The sequence below is a fragment of the Ensifer sp. Root423 genome, assembly GCF_001426275.1.
Classification (GTDB): domain Bacteria; phylum Pseudomonadota; class Alphaproteobacteria; order Rhizobiales; family Rhizobiaceae; genus Ensifer; species Ensifer adhaerens.
Window position 1 is genome coordinate 735,886 of the sequence record NZ_LMEG01000001.1, and the last position, 15,815, is coordinate 751,700.

At 62.7% G+C, this 15,815-nt stretch carries 15 protein-coding genes; 8 read left to right on the plus strand and 7 right to left on the minus strand.

All coding sequences use genetic code 11. The features are described from left to right. The first annotated feature begins 96 nt into the window (after positions 1-96). Positions 97-1,986 (plus strand): L,D-transpeptidase family protein, encoded by a 1,890-nt coding sequence (locus tag ASD01_RS03680; RefSeq protein WP_034795105.1) that lies wholly within the window; start codon positions 97-99, stop codon positions 1,984-1,986. 40 nt (positions 1,987-2,026) lie between these two features. Here ASD01_RS03680 and ASD01_RS03685 read toward each other — a convergent pair whose 3' ends face one another. Continuing rightward, positions 2,027-2,701, minus strand: a complete 675-nt coding sequence (locus ASD01_RS03685) for an HAD family hydrolase (protein WP_034795292.1) — start codon at positions 2,699-2,701, stop codon at positions 2,027-2,029. A 12-nt stretch (positions 2,702-2,713) separates the two neighbouring features. On the opposite strand from ASD01_RS03685, the gene ASD01_RS35310 reads away from it, so the two are divergent. The 4 genes from ASD01_RS35310 to gor all read left to right on the plus strand — a co-directional run bounded on the left by ASD01_RS35310 (position 2,714) and on the right by gor (position 5,869). Further along, complete coding sequence (locus ASD01_RS35310) at positions 2,714-2,881, plus strand: hypothetical protein (RefSeq protein ID WP_156552961.1); 168 nt, start codon at positions 2,714-2,716, stop codon at positions 2,879-2,881. 44 nt (positions 2,882-2,925) lie between these two features. Next, positions 2,926-3,621, plus strand: a complete 696-nt coding sequence (rpiA, locus tag ASD01_RS03690) for a ribose-5-phosphate isomerase RpiA (RefSeq protein ID WP_034795102.1) — start codon at positions 2,926-2,928, stop codon at positions 3,619-3,621. 119 nt (positions 3,622-3,740) lie between these two features. Further along, entirely contained in the window at positions 3,741-4,289 is a 549-nt protein-coding gene (locus ASD01_RS03695) for a DUF2059 domain-containing protein (RefSeq protein WP_034795099.1), read from the plus strand. A gap of 191 nt (positions 4,290-4,480) precedes the next feature. Further along, positions 4,481-5,869, plus strand: coding sequence for a glutathione-disulfide reductase (gene gor, locus ASD01_RS03700; protein ID WP_060643553.1), 1,389 nt, complete (start codon positions 4,481-4,483; stop codon positions 5,867-5,869). Positions 5,870-5,875: 6 nt separating this feature from the next. On the opposite strand, the gene ASD01_RS03705 is transcribed toward gor, so the two are convergent. Then, positions 5,876-6,739, minus strand: coding sequence for a LysR family transcriptional regulator (locus ASD01_RS03705; protein ID WP_060520688.1), 864 nt, complete (start codon positions 6,737-6,739; stop codon positions 5,876-5,878). 153 nt (positions 6,740-6,892) lie between these two features. On the opposite strand from ASD01_RS03705, the gene ASD01_RS03710 reads away from it, so the two are divergent. The 3 genes from ASD01_RS03710 to ASD01_RS03720 all read left to right on the plus strand — a co-directional run bounded on the left by ASD01_RS03710 (position 6,893) and on the right by ASD01_RS03720 (position 9,480). After that, a complete protein-coding gene (locus tag ASD01_RS03710; RefSeq protein ID WP_034795092.1) occupies positions 6,893-7,156 on the plus strand; it encodes a hypothetical protein in 264 nt (87 codons plus the stop codon). Between the two features lie 366 nt (positions 7,157-7,522). Beyond that, entirely contained in the window at positions 7,523-8,896 is a 1,374-nt protein-coding gene (locus tag ASD01_RS03715) for a class II 3-deoxy-7-phosphoheptulonate synthase (protein WP_034795289.1), read from the plus strand. A gap of 185 nt (positions 8,897-9,081) precedes the next feature. Beyond that, complete coding sequence (locus ASD01_RS03720) at positions 9,082-9,480, plus strand: GFA family protein (RefSeq protein ID WP_060520690.1); 399 nt, start codon at positions 9,082-9,084, stop codon at positions 9,478-9,480. 3 nt (positions 9,481-9,483) lie between these two features. Here the strand turns inward: ASD01_RS03720 and ASD01_RS03725 are convergent, their stop codons facing one another. The 5 genes from ASD01_RS03725 to ASD01_RS03745 form a co-directional block, all read right to left on the minus strand. Continuing rightward, positions 9,484-10,401 carry a hypothetical protein gene (locus ASD01_RS03725; RefSeq protein WP_060528792.1) on the minus strand — a complete coding sequence of 306 codons (918 nt, stop codon included), beginning with the start codon at positions 10,399-10,401 and terminating at the stop codon, positions 9,484-9,486. Between the two features lie 183 nt (positions 10,402-10,584). Further along, entirely contained in the window at positions 10,585-12,318 is a 1,734-nt protein-coding gene (locus ASD01_RS03730) for a TadG family pilus assembly protein (RefSeq protein WP_234798739.1), read from the minus strand. A gap of 1 nt (position 12,319) precedes the next feature. After that, positions 12,320-12,742, minus strand: a complete 423-nt coding sequence (locus tag ASD01_RS03735; protein WP_034795083.1) for a TadE/TadG family type IV pilus assembly protein — start codon at positions 12,740-12,742, stop codon at positions 12,320-12,322. Positions 12,743-13,026: 284 nt separating this feature from the next. Then, positions 13,027-13,575, minus strand: coding sequence for a DUF1003 domain-containing protein (locus tag ASD01_RS03740; RefSeq protein WP_034795080.1), 549 nt, complete (start codon positions 13,573-13,575; stop codon positions 13,027-13,029). A 115-nt stretch (positions 13,576-13,690) separates the two neighbouring features. After that, the gene (locus tag ASD01_RS03745) at positions 13,691-15,619 is read right to left on the minus strand and encodes an LTA synthase family protein (RefSeq protein ID WP_082572785.1); all 1,929 of its coding nucleotides are present in this window, start codon (positions 15,617-15,619) and stop codon (positions 13,691-13,693) included. Positions 15,620-15,815 lie beyond the last annotated feature (196 nt).

Genomic DNA, 15,815 nt, shown 5'->3' on the forward strand with positions numbered 1-15,815 from the left:
ACCATCCTTTTCTATAACTTTTAGCGCACGAGGGCGTGGCGAGAATCTGGCTTCAGCCGAATTCGGCGACAACGCGATACGGGGACGTAGTTTCATATGAGAGTTCTTAAGACGGCAGCGATCGTGGCGCTCATGAGCGGCTGTGCGATCGCGACCATGGACGCGCGGCCGGCTTCGGCCTTCACGTTCGGCGATTTCATTCGGGCAGGCAGAAAGAAGCCCGAGGCGCAGCAGGTGCAACCGACCCAGCCGCTCCCCGGCGTCGGCACGATGGCTGACCCGCAGCAGGCGGCCAAGCCGCTGCCGAAGATCACCGGCCCGAAATACTATACCTACAAGGCGGAGCCGCTGCGTCGGATCGCAACCGACAAGCTGCTCGATCCCTTGGTCACCGGCTCCGTGCGCAACGACGCGCTGCCGCCGGTGCTGCGCATGCCGCTGGCTGACGCGCGGCAGTTCCTTCCCGGCATCAATGTGCGCGCCTCGGGTGACGTCGCAAAGGCGGTCGAAGCCCATTACGGCGCCCGCATGGATTACATCTGGATTGGCGCCGAAGGCGTCAACGCCAAGGCGAAGGCGGCGGTTGCCGTTCTTGCCGACGCCGCCAAGGTCGGCCTCGATCCGCAGGATTATGCCGTCAGCGTGCCCTCCGATACGTTCGATCGCGGCGACATGATCGCCCGCGAGAAAGAGCTCGTGCAGTTCGAGATCGCGCTTTCGGCAGCGACGCTCAGCTACGTGCAGGACACGGTGCGCGGTCGCATCGACCCGAACAAGATCTCCGGCTATCACGACTTCAAGCGCAAGACGGTGGATCTGCTACCGCTTCTCGACAAGATGTCGGCAAGCAGCGACATGACCGCGCTTCTCAATGAGCAGAACCCGAAGAGCGCGCAATTTGCCGCTCTTTCTGCCGAACTGGTGAAGCTGCGCTCCGAGCAGAGCGTCGAGCAGCGCGTCGAAATCGCGCCCGGCACGCTGCTGAAGCCGGGGCAGAGCAATCCCGAGCTCGCCAACGTCATCGCAGGTATCCGCCTCAAGGGCTCGGAGAAGCTGAAGGCCGATCATGCCACGGTTCTTGCCGCCTACCAGGGCACGCCGGAATACACGCCGGAGCTGGTTGCTGTGGTGGAGGCCTTTCAGCAGGAGCACGGGCTCAAGGCCGACGGTGTCGTCGGCCAGGCGTCGCTTCGCATCCTGACGGGCGGCGACACGGTCGCCTCCAAGATCAACAAGCTCGAAATCGCCATGGAGCAGGCGCGCTGGCTGCCGGATGGTCTCGGCGACCGCTACGTCTTCATCAACCAGCCGGCCTTTACCGCCACCTACGCCGACAAGGGCGCCGAGCAGTTCTCCATGCGCGTCGTCGTCGGGTCCAAGGCGAACCAGACCTACTTCTTCCAGGACGAGATCCAGACGGTCGAGGTCAACCCCTACTGGGGCGTGCCGCAGTCGATCATCGTCAACGAGATGCTGCCGAAGCTCAGGAGCGACCCGAACTATCTCGACCGGATGGGCTACCAGGTCGAGGTCGGCGGTCGCCCGGTCCCGTCCGCATCGGTCAACTGGAACGGCTCGACCGCATCGGTTGCCGTGCGTCAGCCGCCGAGCAGCGACAATGCGCTTGGCGAGTTGAAGATCCTGTTCCCCAACAGTCACGCGATCTACATGCACGACACGCCGTCGAAGAGCTTCTTCAAGCGTGACAATCGCGCGCTCAGCCATGGCTGCGTGCGGCTTGCCGATCCTCGCCTGATGGCGGCAGCCGTGCTCGGCACGAGCGTCGACGATGTCGGCAAGGAGATCGCCGGCGGCCGCAACAAGGCGCTGCAGGTCCCGGTGAAGGTTCCCGTCTACGTCGCCTACTTCACGGCTTGGCCGAACAAGGACGGCGTGGTCGAGTACTTCAACGACGTCTATGAGCGCGACATGTATATGAACCGGGCCTTCGAGGCGACGCGCGGCGCACGCCGGGCGGAAGGATAAGCAAGAAAAAGGCCGCTTCGAGCGGCCTTTTTCTTGTCTTCTATTTGGAAAACAGGCCCGAGACCAGATCCGGGGTCAGTTCGTCGAAGTGGCTGATGACAACGGTGGGGTCGAGGCTTTCGACCGGCACATCGGAATAGCCGAAGGGAACGGCGATCGAGGGCACCTGAGCATTGCGGGCGACGAGGAAGTCGTTGAGGCTGTCGCCGACCATCACGGCGCGGGTTGCCAGGCCCCCGGCATTGGAGACCGTGCGCAGCAGGTGGGCAGCATCCGGTTTGCGCACTTCGAAGGTATCGCCGCCCGATATCGCGGCGAAGCGCTCGATCAGGCCGAGCCGTTCGAGCAGACGCGTGGCGAGCTTTTCCGGCTTGTTGGTGCAGACCGCGAGCTTGAAGCCGGCGCCGGATAGGCGGTCGAGCGCGTCGACCAGGCCCGGATAGGGCAGCGAATCGCCCGGCATCGAGCCGTGGTAGAAATCGACGAACTCCTTCAGCTGCCATTCCAGCATGTCTTCGGCCAGCGGCTTTTGCCGCATCGCAAAGGTGCGCTCGATCATGGCGCGGGCACCGTGGCCGACGAGATGGGTGAGGTCGCCGTAGGTGACCGGCTCGACGCCGGCCTGGGTAACCGCATGGTTGAGGCTGGCGACCAGGTCTGGGGCCGTGTCGACGAGCGTTCCGTCGAGGTCGAAGACGACAATGGGAGAAGACAAGGAGAAAACCTCTTGGCGCTGAAAACCGTTGTTGATCGGGTAGGCGAACTCATCGGCGATTGCAATGGCAAGCGGTGCCGGCAAGCACACGGAATCCTGAGTGCCGATTTCATTTTGACTTTTGTTTGCGTCGTCGGGCGTGTAAGTGTCACAGCGGAAAAACGGGCGGCCGTTCGCTGATTGCGGCCTGCTGCCCGTGCGAATCACAAGGGAGCGACCGGCGCATGGACGCCCGCGAAATGAAGATCAAAGCCGCGGCCGCGGCGCTGGAATATGTCGAAGACGGCATGCGTCTCGGCATCGGCACGGGTTCCACGGCCGAGGAGTTTGTGCGGCTCCTGGCCGAGAAGGTTGCAGCGGGCTTTCGCATCGAAGGCGTTCCCACCTCGGAGCGCACGGCGCGGCTCTGCCTCGAACTCGGTGTTTCGCTGAAGTCGCTCGACGAGCTGCCCGAACTGGACCTGACGATCGACGGCGCCGACGAGGTCGATGGTCAGCTGCGTCTGATTAAGGGCGGCGGCGGCGCGCTGCTGCGCGAAAAGATCGTTGCGGCTGCGTCCAAGCGCATGATCGTGATTGCCGACGAGACGAAAGTGGTCGACGTTCTCGGCGCCTTCAAGCTTCCGATCGAGGTCAATCCTTTCGGTCAGGTGGCAACCCGGATCGCGATCGAAAAGGTTGCCTCGCGCCTCGGACTTTCCGGCGACATCACTGTCCGCCAGTCCCATGACGGCGCCTTTCTGACGGACGGCGGGCACCTCATTCTCGATGCATCTTTTGGCCGTATTCCTGATGCAGATGCGCTCGCCGGGGAGCTGAATGCCATTCCCGGCGTCGTCGAGCACGGGCTTTTCATCGGCATCGCTTCGCTGGCAATCATTGCCGGGCCGCAAGGGGCACGCACGCTGACTGCGTCCTGAGCCGGCTTCGCTGCCCCGTCAGGGGCAGGAGCGGTGAAGACAACAGGTTTCCATACATGCGGGCCTGGCGGCGGCAATCGCCCGGGCAGCATGCGACAAACACAGGAGCAAGGGTAAAAATGAACAAACTCGCAGGTCTTGTCCGCACTTTCGCTGCCACCGCGGTTCTGCTGTCTGCGTCCGTTCCGGCGGTTAAGGCCCAGGACGTCTCCGAAGACCAGATCAAGGCGGCGCGCGCGACGATCGCTGCTCTCGGCGTAACCAACAGCTTCGACAACATTCTGCCGAACCTTGCCGAGCGCCTGAAGAACACGCTGATCCAGGCATCGCCGAACCATCAGGAACTGATCACCGCGACCGTCGACGATAAGGCGCTGAGCCTTGCCGCCCGCCGCGCCGATCTCGAGAACGAAGCCGCGACGATCTACGCCAAGACCTTTTCGCTCGAAGAGCTGAACGCGATCACCGAGTTCTACAACTCCGCCGCCGGCAAGAAGCTCCTGAACGACGGCCCGATCGCGTCCCGCGAACTCCTGAAGGCCGCCGACATCTGGGCATCGGGCGTATCGCGCGACCTGACCCAGGAAGCGACCAAGTCGCTCGACGAGAAGGTCGGCTCCACCCAGCCGGCAGCAGCCGAAGGTGCAGTTCAGGCGCCGGCACAATAAGCTGCGGCGCCGAGCGCCTTCATCACGTTTCGAGGAGCCCGGAGCGATCCGGGCTTTTCTTTTGCCCGGAGGCTCCACTATATGTGCCTGCGACGCGGCCATCGGCTGCGCCCGGTTGCGTGTCGGCCCAGGATCGTTCGGCGCGCTTTTCAGATCGCCATTTCGGCCCGCTTGCTTTCAGGAGACTGCCCATGCCCGCTTTCGACTATGACCTTTTCGTAATCGGCGGCGGTTCGGGCGGCGTGCGCAGCGGGCGCCTTGCAGCAAGCCTCGGCAAGAAGGTCGCGATCGCGGAAGAGTTTCGCTATGGCGGCACCTGCGTTATCCGCGGCTGCGTTCCGAAGAAGCTTTATGTCTACGCGTCGCAGTTTTCCGAGCACTTCGAAGATGCAGCGGGCTTCGGCTGGACGGTCGGCGAAAGCACGTTCGACTGGAAGAAGCTGGTCGCCGCCAAGGAGCAGGAAATCACCCGGCTCGAAGGGCTCTACCAGAAGGGCCTCAACAATGCGGGCGCCGAAATCCTGCATACGCGCGCCGAGCTCGTCGGCCCGAACACGGTTCGCCTGCTCGACAGCGGCAGGACGGTAACGGCCGAACGCATCGTCATTGCCGTCGGAGGTCATCCGACCCCGCATGACGCGCTGCCCGGCCACGAGCACTGCATTTCCTCCAACGAAGCCTTCGACCTTGCGGAACTGCCGAAGTCGATCCTGATCGCCGGCGGCGGCTACATCGCCGTCGAGTTCGCCAATGTCTTCCACGGCCTCGGCGTCGAGACGACGCTGATCTATCGCGGCAAGGAAATTCTCTCGCGGTTCGACCATGACCTGCGCCGCGGGCTGCACGTCGCGATGGAGGAGAAGGGCATCCGCATCCTTTGCGAGGACATCATCCAGTCCGTTGCGCTCGACGCCGACGGCAAGCGCGTCGCGCACACGATGAAGCACGGCGACATCGTCGCCGACCAGGTCATGCTGGCGCTCGGGCGTGTGCCGAACACCAGAGGTCTCGGCCTGGAGGCCGCCGGCGTCAAGACGGACGAGCGCGGCGCCATCATCGTCGACGCCTTCTCGCGCACCAGCGCGCCCGGCATCTATGCGCTTGGCGATGTGACGGACCGCGTTCAGCTGACGCCGGTCGCGATCCATGAGGCGATGTGCTTCATCGAGACCGAGTACAAGAACAATCCGGTGTCGCCGGACCACGACTTGATCGCAACTGCCGTCTTCTCGCAGCCGGAAATCGGTACCGTCGGCCTGACCGAAGAGGAAGCGACGCGCCGGTTCGACGAACTCGAAGTCTACCGCGCCGAGTTCAGGCCGATGAAGGCGACGCTTTCGGGCCGCAAGGAAAAGATGATCATGAAACTGATCGTCAATGCCGCCGACCGCAAGGTGCTCGGCGCCCATATCCTCGGTCACGACGCCGGCGAAATGGCGCAGCTGCTCGGCATTTCGCTGAAGGCCGGCTGCACCAAGGACGATTTCGACCGGACGATGGCGGTGCACCCGACGGCGGCGGAAGAATTGGTAACGATGTATTCGCCGTCCTATCGCATCCGCAAGGGCGAGCGGGTCTGAGCCGCCTCAGGCGGAAGCTCCTGCAAACCGCGCCTCCTCGCGTTTGAAAAGATCGGCGAGACGATCGATGACCGTCCGGACCTCCGGACGGCGCCGGTCGTCGTCGTTTGCCGCGATCCACAACGGATGCGTCAGGCCCTCGATCAATTCGCCTTCGCGCTTCAGGAATGGATCACCTTCGCCGACGAAGGCGGGCAGGACGCCGCGGCCGGCGCCATTGCGGATCAGCCGCACGAGAAGAGCGGCACTGTCGGTCCACGTATGGATCTGCTGCTCGCGGTTTTCAAAGACCCATTTTTCAGCCGGCGAGCTGGCAACTTCGGTGCCAATCGATATCCAGGGAAAGTCCTCGCGCTCCGGCATGTTGCCAGCGCGATAGACGGCATAGGCGATGTTCACCGAGCGGCGCACTGCCACGTTGCCGGAGCGGGGCTGTTCGTACAGGACGGCCACATCGGCCTCTCTGAAGGTCAGGTCGAGGCCGCGGTGCGCATGTTTGCAGCAAAAGCGAAAGCCGTCGCCCGAGCCGCGGATGTCGGTTGAATGATCGGCCACGAAGCCCGCGACCCAGGCGTCGCTTGCGACTGAGACGATCGGCAGCGCGAAGGCGTCGCGGTGCCAATCGGAGATATTTGCGGCGGCATTCCGCATGGCACGGACATGTTCGAGCAGGATCTGGCCATCGTGGGCGAGGCGGTAGCCTTGCTGGCTGCGGATGAAGAGTGCCCTGCCGGTCGCTCGCTCGAGCGCGAGCATGCGGCGGCCGATGGTCGGCGCGCTCAACCCCGTTCGCGTGGCAGCCCCGCTCAAGCCACCCTCGGTCGCAACGTGATAAAAGAGTTTCAAATCGTCCCAGGCTGCCTCGGCCATAAGCACTCCATGGCGGTCATTGTCTCGTAGTAGCGCGGGTCGTCCGCCCTGACTTCCGTTCGCGGATGAAAGACGTCTTTCAACGGTGCGCCTACAACGCTGCCGGCGAAGACATTAGGTCTCCGATTGTCTCAAGGCAAAGGAGGCGAGACCATGTTTGAACATTGGGCGGTCATGTGGACGGTTCTGCAGCGTGAACGTCGCCGCGGGTCACGCAACGGCTTGGATGATCCGCTCGACGGACCGGAGTGGCGTGGCCTGCACTGGGTGCTGCCGGCCTTCTCTTTTCTGCTTAACCGGCGCAGATCGGACGCGCGCTTGACGCGTTCCGATGCGCCACTCACCGAACGCACACGCGCGCGCTGGGACGTGAGGGCCAGCCATTGCCGGCCGCAAGCCGCCGGGCACGATCGCTGAACAATCTGTCGCCTATCTTGGCGGCGGCTGTAGCATCAGGGATGCCACTATCCCATTGAAACTGCGCAGCGTTCTTTCGATATAGGGAGCAGGACTTTCGGGATCGTGCGCTCCGCGGAAATATCGTTGCGCCCCGGGCGCCCTGCAAAGCAATGAATTCTGGTAGGATGGCTTTCCAAGCGTTTCCTTAACGTCTATAAGCCCGCATTCCGCGGCGTTTCCGGCTGGGCGGGCACGAGGCTTGGCCAAGTGACCGGGGCAGGGCGAGCGGATGTTGAGTGAAATTTCAGAATACCGGGCGGCCGCCATTGGCCGTCAGGGCGTGACCCGCGCGGTTGGATCCGCGGCAGACAACAGGTGATCGAAATGGCACAGACTTGGACTCCAAACAGCTGGCGGCAGAAACCCATCCAGCAGGTGCCGGAATATCCGGACCTGGCAGCGCTTGAGGCGACCGAAGCGCGCCTCGCGAAGTATCCGCCGCTGGTGTTTGCGGGCGAAGCCCGTCGTCTGAAGAGTGCCCTCGCCAATGTCGCCGAAGGCCGCGGCTTCCTGCTGCAGGGCGGCGACTGCGCCGAGAGCTTTGCCGAGCACGGCGCTGACACGATCCGCGACTTTTTCCGCGCCTTCCTGCAGATGGCCGTCGTTCTGACGTTCGGTGCACAGCAGCCGGTGGTCAAGGTCGGCCGTATCGCCGGCCAGTTCGCCAAGCCCCGCTCCTCGGGTATCGAGAAGCAGGGTGACGTGACGCTTCCGTCCTACCGCGGCGACATCATCAACGGCATCGAGTTCACCGAGGAAGCGCGCATTCCGAACCCGGAGCGCCAGATCATGGCTTACCGCCAGTCGGCTGCGACGCTGAACCTTCTGCGCGCGTTTGCGATGGGCGGCTATGCCAACCTCGACAACGTGCACCAGTGGATGCTCGGCTTCGTCAAGGACAGCCCGCAGGCGGAACGCTACCGCAAGCTTGCGGACCGCATCTCCGAGACCATGGACTTCATGAAGGCGATCGGCATCACCTCGGAAAACCACCCGAGCCTGCGCGAGACCGATTTCTTCACCAGCCACGAGGCGCTGCTGCTCGGCTACGAGCAGGCGTTGACGCGCGTCGACTCGACCTCGGGCGACTGGTACGCCACGTCCGGCCACATGATCTGGATCGGCGACCGTACCCGCCAGCCTGACCATGCGCATATCGAATACTGCCGCGGCATCAAGAACCCGCTCGGCCTCAAGTGCGGTCCGTCGCTGACGGCCGATGGCCTGCTGGAGCTGATCGACCTTCTGAACCCGGCCAACGAAGCCGGCCGCCTGACGCTCATCTGCCGTTTCGGCCATGACAAGGTGGCCGAGCATCTGCCGCGCCTCATCCGTGCGGTCGAGCGCGAAGGCAAGAAGGTGGTCTGGTCCTGCGACCCGATGCACGGCAACACGATCACGCTCAACAACTACAAGACCCGTCCGTTCGAGCGGATCCTGTCGGAAGTGGAGAGCTTCTTCCAGATCCACCGCGCCGAGGGTTCGCACCCGGGCGGCATCCATATCGAGATGACCGGCAACGACGTGACGGAATGCACCGGCGGTGCGCGTGCGCTTTCGGGCGACGATCTCGCCGACCGTTACCACACCCATTGCGATCCGCGCCTCAACGCGGACCAGGCGCTGGAACTCGCCTTCCTGCTCGCCGAACGCATGAAGGGCGGCCGCGACGAGAAGAAGATGGTCGTCAACGGCTGATCTAAATCTCTGGCATTGTTCAGGTTTTCTGAACGTCGCTTGGATGCTTTGAATTTGACAATGCCGGGCCGGCTCTGGAAGCTGGCCCGGCATTTTCGTGTCTGGAGCAGGGCGCGGCGCGGGCTGTGGCTTGCGTCGGCACGCTCCATGGCAGGATCGAGGGGTCATGAACTTGGGGAGGGGCAATGCAGGACATTCATCACGGGGGCTGCCTTTGTGGCACCATTCGCTTCAAAGCGCGCGGCGAGCTGCGCGAGCTGATCTTCTGCCACTGCAGCCAATGCCGGAAGCAGACCGGGCTCTATTACGCCGCCACCAACGTGCAGGACCAGGACTTCGAGCTGAAGGGCGCGGAAAACGTAACCTGGTACAGGGCCAGTGACAGCGCCAGCCGGGGCTTTTGCCGGCAATGCGGGTCAGCGCTGTTCTGGAAGGCGGACGGTTCGGATTACACGTCGATCCTCGCGGGCGCCTTTGACAAGCCGACGGTGCTGAAGCCGGGCTACCATATCTTCTGCGAAGATCAGGGCGATTTCTACGAGATCAAGGACGACCTGCCGAAATTCGCAGCCGGCCGCGTCTGAGGTTCAGGCCGGCGGGTTTGCCGCCTGTCGCTCGGCCTGCTCGAAGCCGTTGGCAAGGCCGGCAAGCTTAACTGCCTGCCATTGGCAATATTCCTCGATCAGCCGCTCACTCAACCAGAACAGGCCGCGCTGCCCCTCATCGGCTCTTCCAAGCAAGCCGAGATCCTGGGCCCGCGTGAAGATGCGCCGGATATGGGTGTTCGAGATCATGTAATGCGTGGCGAGATCCGAGAGGTTCGCCTCCAGCCAGACTTTACCATTAACAGGCTCAAGGCTCTTCGGCCGCGCCATGAGATCGTCGAGCAGGAGGCCACCGCACTCGGTCCAGACGAAAGCCGCGACACCTTCCGGCGGCTGGGTCCACCGGCGATCCGAAAGCAGCAGGCGGGCGGCGATCGGCTGAGCCCGTTCGAAAACCGTGCGGTCGGCTTCGACGCGGGCGACACGGCCTTGGCCGTCGAAGCGATCGAGCGTTCCCATCTGGCTCATGAACCAGCGCAGCATGGCGCCTTCGCTGATTTCGGTCGGCTCTAGCGGACGGATCTTCTTGCGACCCCGGCCGCCCTCCGCGTCGCGCAAAAGCTTGTAGGTCAGCAGTTCGGCGATGAAGGCAGCGGCGGTATTGCGGCTGGCGCCGCCGGTCTCATGGATGAACTTGAGAAGGCGGGCGGTCGTAACTCCCGTTTCGGGGTTGCCGGGCTCACGCTCGAGGTGCAGGGCGTAGACGGCCTGGCTGAGCGTCCATTTCTGGTGGGAGGCGACAAGGCGAGCGATGCGGGGAAACATGTCGTAGGCCGCCATCAGATCGCGCGCGCTCGCCTGGAGCACGTTGCGTAACTCCGGATGACAAAGAAAACCTTCCGCGGTGAAGGCGAGCGAGCCATCCCGCGCTGCGCCTTCCTGCTCTGCCATCACATGCATCTGCTGCGCATACCCCCAATGCTTGCGCGGCCCGCCAAGTGAAGGGCACTCTCGGTGCCCCGCCGGCCAGCCGCGCTCAGCTGCATTCCTTTTACTAGGGCTACCTTGTGCATAACGTGTCAGCAACCGAATTTGTTCAACGGGGCGTTGACGGTGGCCGTCGAACGCCCCGTTTGAACGGGTCTACTGCACGAGGACCGGAGACTGGCACTTGACGCCGGTGACGCGGACATCGGCCTCGCCGACCCGTACGCCGACGAGCAGCAAAAGGTTGTAGAGCAGATCGTCGACCGGCTTGGTGACGGCTCCGAGCGTTTGGGCCAATGCCTGCTGCACGATGGTCGGGCTGCCGAGCGTCAGGAACAGGACCTGTATGTTCAGGTCGAGATTGTTGAGGAGCGTTTGCGTCGTCGAGGTCAGGATGTCCTTGGTCGAGACCGTCTTGATCGACCGGGCCGCGACCTCGGACGGGCTGAAGCTCAGGCGCGTCGGCTTGAGGTTTTGCGCCTCGACATGGGCCAGCGCATCGATCTTGACCACCAGGGCGTCCACGAGTTTGGCTCTTTGTACCCGCGCGTCTGACGAGAAGTTGGACAGGACCGCCGGATCGACGTCGCCGATGGCGATTTCGGCAATGCCGGGCACGGCATCGACGCTGACCGAAGCATTTTCGGGCGTGCCGCCATAGCACCTGATGTCGGCGAGCTTGGCTTCCGCATAGGCGAGTTCGACATAGATCGGCAGTCGGATGCGAATGCCGGCAAGGGCGGCCAGGCCATCGACGTTGACTTCGACGGCAAGGCGGGTCTGGGCGGTGCGTATTGCTGCGCCAGGCGTGCCGAGGCGGTGGCTTGGCGTTTCGACGGGCGGCTCGCCGATCGCAAGCTTGACCTTGGCAGATGCGATCCCCGGAAGGCCGGCCACGGCATTGAGGGCGATCTGGTTTTCGCCATTGGCGATGGCTGCAGCCGCCGACACGATCTGCAGCGCGCTTACGCGCATCGCCCAATCGGAGCCAGCGTCGACCTGCAGGCTCTTCTTCGGATCGAGGTTGAGGATTTGCGCCAAGGTGAAGGTGCGCTTGTCGTTCGAGGTCGAAAGCTCGATGCTCTTGAGTGCGGCCGTGACCGTTCCGGACAGGCCCTGGACGAGCCGCATGGAGGCAAGCAGCTGCGGCATCGTCAGGTTTGCCTTGAGTACGTCTTCATAGGACGCCGCCGTCAGGTTGAGCCTGGTCGCAATGATCTTCAGGAACGGCTGGATATCGATGTCGGCGTCGATGAGCGCCTGGTAATCCATGATCTTGAGCGAGATCGTCGTTCCGAGCATCTGCCCGAGGATGGAGTTGAGCAGCCCATCATTGAGGCTTGCAAGACGGGAGCCGACGGAGAAGGCCGCGATTTTCGAACTCGCCGCCGTGCCGTAGACGCTGAGGTCCGGCGGGGCGCTGAAGATCGAGGCGAGGAAGATGTCGCCCTTCCTTTCGAGCATCACCTGCACGGCGTCCGTGGGCGTGGCGTCCTTGATAAAGCGCTGGCCGGCATCGACCGACGGATCGGGGACGTAGCGCCCGCGCGCTACGGTCGCGACGCCATCAAGCTTGGCGGTGCTGATGTCACCGGGCGGCAGGGTCTTGCCGTCGATGGTCAACAAACCGTTCGGCGTCGATACGCCGTAGTTCAGGCCATTGTTGGCGAAGTGGTTGAGCACGGCCTTCTCGGCGGCGGAGACGTTGGCCGCTGCCGCGATCGCAGCGAGATCGACCGAAGACTGCATTTCACGCTTCTGGACGGTCAGGTAGCCGTAGTCGATCGCAAGGGCCATGGACGTGATCACCAACGGCATGGCCAGGGCGGCCGAGATACCGATATTGCCGCTACGGGCTCGGGCGAGGGAGCGCATGGGTTTCCACAGCATATCAGACCCCTCCGATGCGGATGGTTGCGAAGCGCTCGATCTGTTCGCTCGGCATGGCGAATGTGAACAGGTTGAAGATCGGCAGGTCGCCGGCGTCGTATTTGATCCGGACGGTGAACTGGTTTGCGTTGTTGGCGTCGTCCCTGACGGTGACGGTCATGCGCGACGACTTGATGAAGGCCTGATCCATCGTCGTGCGACGGATATAGTCGGTCGCGAGCCGTTCACGCTCGGTTTGGGAGAGGCCGGCGATGGCTGTGCGGGCGGCATCGGCAGCAATCTGCTGAATGGAATGGGCGGCACTGAGATAGACGCCATAGGCGATCAGGGTCAGCACGCACATGAAGAAGAGTGGTGCTATTATTGCAAATTCGATCGCAGCGGCCCCGTCCCGGCCGCCTAACAGGCGCTTGAAGTTGGACATTGCAGCATCTCCGCGTACCCACGTTGCTGTATTTCTCGAATGTCCCTGCACCCATAACGTGATCCTCAAATATTAATTTTTTCATACTCCGATAAGTTGTTGAATCCCAATGCATTTCGCGAATGTTGCAAAATGTGTATTCACAGTTGAATTAGTATTTATGATAATGAGCTAGTTTTCGCCCTGTCGCGGCGGCTGCGCGCGTCCGCGTCCGGGCGCCGAAATCTGCGCGAGGGCCGGCTTGCCTATCGTCAGCGCATCGTCCCGGTTCGGCCGGGGTCCGGTCACTCCTGTCCGGGGGGCGTGCGATAGCGTTCGAGCTGCCGGTTGAGCGTCGCCAGGTCCGCGCGCAATTCGGAGATCTCGCGCAGCAACACGTCGTCGACCTTGTGATGCAGTGCGATCAATTCGACTTCCGACTTGAGATTGACTTCGTAGTCCTTCGAGGCAGCGAAGCGGTCGCGCTCCGCCTGGCGGTTCTGCGACATCATGATGACCGGCGCCTGCAGCGCGGCGAGCATCGAAAGCATCAGGTTGAGGAAGATATAGGGGTAGGGATCGAAGGCGCCGGTGGCGAGCAGAATGGTGTTCAGCAAAACCCAGAAGACGAGAAAGCCGCAGAAGCCGATGATGAAGCTCCAGGAGCCGCCGACGCGGGCGATGTTGTCTGCGAGCCTGTCGCCGAAGGAGAGCCGTGCCGTGAAGGCGGCATGTGAATCGGTGGCGAGCGTGCGTCGGTCCCGGGCATGGGTAAGAATGCGGCGCTCGATCTCTCCGAGCTCGCTGAGCGGCTTGCCGAAAAGCTGTTTCGATATGTCATTGAAGTGCGGCATGGCGATCTCCGGAGTTGGCCGGAGACAATCTAGCGCGTCAGCGCCGCAAGGAAATCAGGCGGTACGCGAAAATGCCGCAAGGACCGGAGCGGTTGCTGGCCGCTCCGGTCTTCGATCAGTGGGTTTCGACGCTGGCGAAGAGATCAGCGTGTGACTTGAAGAACCGGTCGGTCGAGAAGCGGTCGCCGAACATCATGTCGTGTTGCAGGAAGCGGTAGTCACGCAGGAGTGCCGGCACCTTCGGCTGGCGCGACCACTCGGCGACTTCCTTGCCATTCTTGCGGATCAGCATGTAGCGGTCGACGACGCGGTACTGGTCATACACCTTGCCGAGGAAGCCGGTGTAGTAGGGATGCTCGTAACCGGACTGCTTGAGGATCTGGTAGGAGAGGAAGGCCGGGCTGATGGTGCCGACGTTCTTCTTCGGGCCAGTCTTGTTCGACCAGACGACGAGCGGCGTTTCATGCTGCGCCTTCATCTGCTCCTTCGAACCTTTGCGCTCCGCCGTCACACCCTTCATGAAACCGGTGCTGGTATAGACGGTGTTAAGCGGCGGCAGATGGTCGCCAAAAAGCACGATAACCGTTTCGCGATCGCGGTTCTTGGCCCAGTCCATCAGCTTCTTCAGGCTGTCGTCAGCCTCCTTGATGCCCTGCGCGTAGGTGGCAAGCACCTGGCGGTCGGCCTCGGGCAGGTCGCCTTCGACCTTGATGGTGTTGTTGGCGTAGCGGTTGGCCTCATAGGGGCCATGGCCCTGGAGTGTGACGGCGAAGAAGAAGAACGGGTCGTCCATCGCGTCGGCCTGGCGGATGATCTCGTTGGTCAGCGAGTCGTCCGAGGCGAAGATCCCGCGCTTCTGCATCGGCGGCATGTTCTCTTCCGACTTGAACATGTCGAAGCCGAATGCCTTGTAGACGGCGGTGCGGTTCCAGAACCAGCTCTGGAACGGATGGATGGCGCGCGAGACGTAACCTTCGCCACGGAAGAAGGTGGCAAGCGACGGGATCGGATTGCGGATGTACTGCTGGTACGGGATGCTGCCGTAGGGCAGGAACGCGTTCGAGAAGCCGGTCAGCGCCTCGAACTCGACATTGGCGGTCATGCCGCCGAACTCCGGCGAGAAGACGTTGCCCGACTGCATTTCGCGGATCGTCGGCATCGGATCGGGCGACAGCTTGACGTTCGGCAGGCGGGTCGGATCCCAGAAGGATTCGCTCATCAGCACGATGACGTCGGGCTTGCCGCGGTGCGAGGTGCCGGCGGGAAGCGGCTTCACCGGAATGCGGTCGATCGCGTCGGCCATGTAGCCGGCGGGCGCGCTGACATTGGCCATCGGCAGGTTGATCGCAAAGGCGAGCGCAAAGCCGTTGTGCTTATAGTTCTCGGTCTGGTCCCACATGATCGGGATGACCTTCAGGCGATCACGGATCCAGGAGAACTGGTTGTAATCCATGATGTTCCAGAAGGCGACGAGCAGCGGCAGCGCGAAGGCGAGGCGGGCGACACGCTCGCGGGTCGTCAGCTTCGGGAAGGTCCGCCAGGCAAAGCGCAACAGGAGGGCGATGGCGACGACGGTGGCAACCAGGCCGACCGCGATGCCGACCGCCGTCCACGGACGGTCCTTTACCAGCACGGGCATCAGCTCCATGATCTGGCGGCCGAACAGGAAGTCGGTCGGATAGAGCGGATCGGACAGGAACACCTGCTTCTGCTGGCAGATGACGGCCGGCAGAAGTGCCAGCGGCGCGATCACCACGGCGGACTTGTGCTCGCGGCCGAAAATACCGTCGACAGCGAGCAGAATGAGAAAGAATATGCCGATGGTCGTCAGCGCCGGGCGCGTCGGGTCGAGGACATAGGATAGGGTATCGGTCAGCGACTGACGGACGATCAGTTCAACGGCGAAGACAAGGGCAGTTGCAACGAACAGGGAGAACAGGGCGCTGCGCGTGGAAGCGAGCGTCTTGGCGTGCCGTGCGGCGAAGCCGGGTCGATCGGCATAGACACGTGAGCCTCGCGCGACAGCGGAATCGATACTGGCCAACATATTCTCCAATTTCATAAATGCGTCGTGTAACTGTCATACGCCCGTCATTTTGAACAGGGGATGAATGGTTTCTTAACGGGAATGGAGGGTGGCTTTTCGTGGCGTGAAGCCGCACGAACGGCCCAGTATAAGGACCGGGAAAAACAGAAGTTTTCGGTTTTTTTCGCGTGGCTGCGATTGGCTGTGGGTATTT

Coding starts and splice junctions, on each gene's coding strand:
- ASD01_RS03725 (WP_060528792.1), bottom strand. CDS start 10,401: ATGCATGTGATGGCAGAGCAGGAAGGCGCAGCGCGGGATGGCTCGCTC.
- ASD01_RS03730 (WP_234798739.1), bottom strand. CDS start 12,318: ATGCTGTGGAAACCCATGCGCTCCCTCGCCCGAGCCCGTAGCGGCAAT.
- rpiA (WP_034795102.1), top strand. CDS start 2,926: ATGGACGCCCGCGAAATGAAGATCAAAGCCGCGGCCGCGGCGCTGGAA.
- ASD01_RS03715 (WP_034795289.1), top strand. CDS start 7,523: ATGGCACAGACTTGGACTCCAAACAGCTGGCGGCAGAAACCCATCCAG.
- ASD01_RS03705 (WP_060520688.1), bottom strand. CDS start 6,739: ATGGCCGAGGCAGCCTGGGACGATTTGAAACTCTTTTATCACGTTGCG.
- ASD01_RS03710 (WP_034795092.1), top strand. CDS start 6,893: ATGTTTGAACATTGGGCGGTCATGTGGACGGTTCTGCAGCGTGAACGT.
- ASD01_RS03740 (WP_034795080.1), bottom strand. CDS start 13,575: ATGCCGCACTTCAATGACATATCGAAACAGCTTTTCGGCAAGCCGCTC.
- ASD01_RS03680 (WP_034795105.1), top strand. CDS start 97: ATGAGAGTTCTTAAGACGGCAGCGATCGTGGCGCTCATGAGCGGCTGT.
- ASD01_RS03695 (WP_034795099.1), top strand. CDS start 3,741: ATGAACAAACTCGCAGGTCTTGTCCGCACTTTCGCTGCCACCGCGGTT.
- gor (WP_060643553.1), top strand. CDS start 4,481: ATGCCCGCTTTCGACTATGACCTTTTCGTAATCGGCGGCGGTTCGGGC.
- ASD01_RS03720 (WP_060520690.1), top strand. CDS start 9,082: ATGCAGGACATTCATCACGGGGGCTGCCTTTGTGGCACCATTCGCTTC.
- ASD01_RS03735 (WP_034795083.1), bottom strand. CDS start 12,742: ATGTCCAACTTCAAGCGCCTGTTAGGCGGCCGGGACGGGGCCGCTGCG.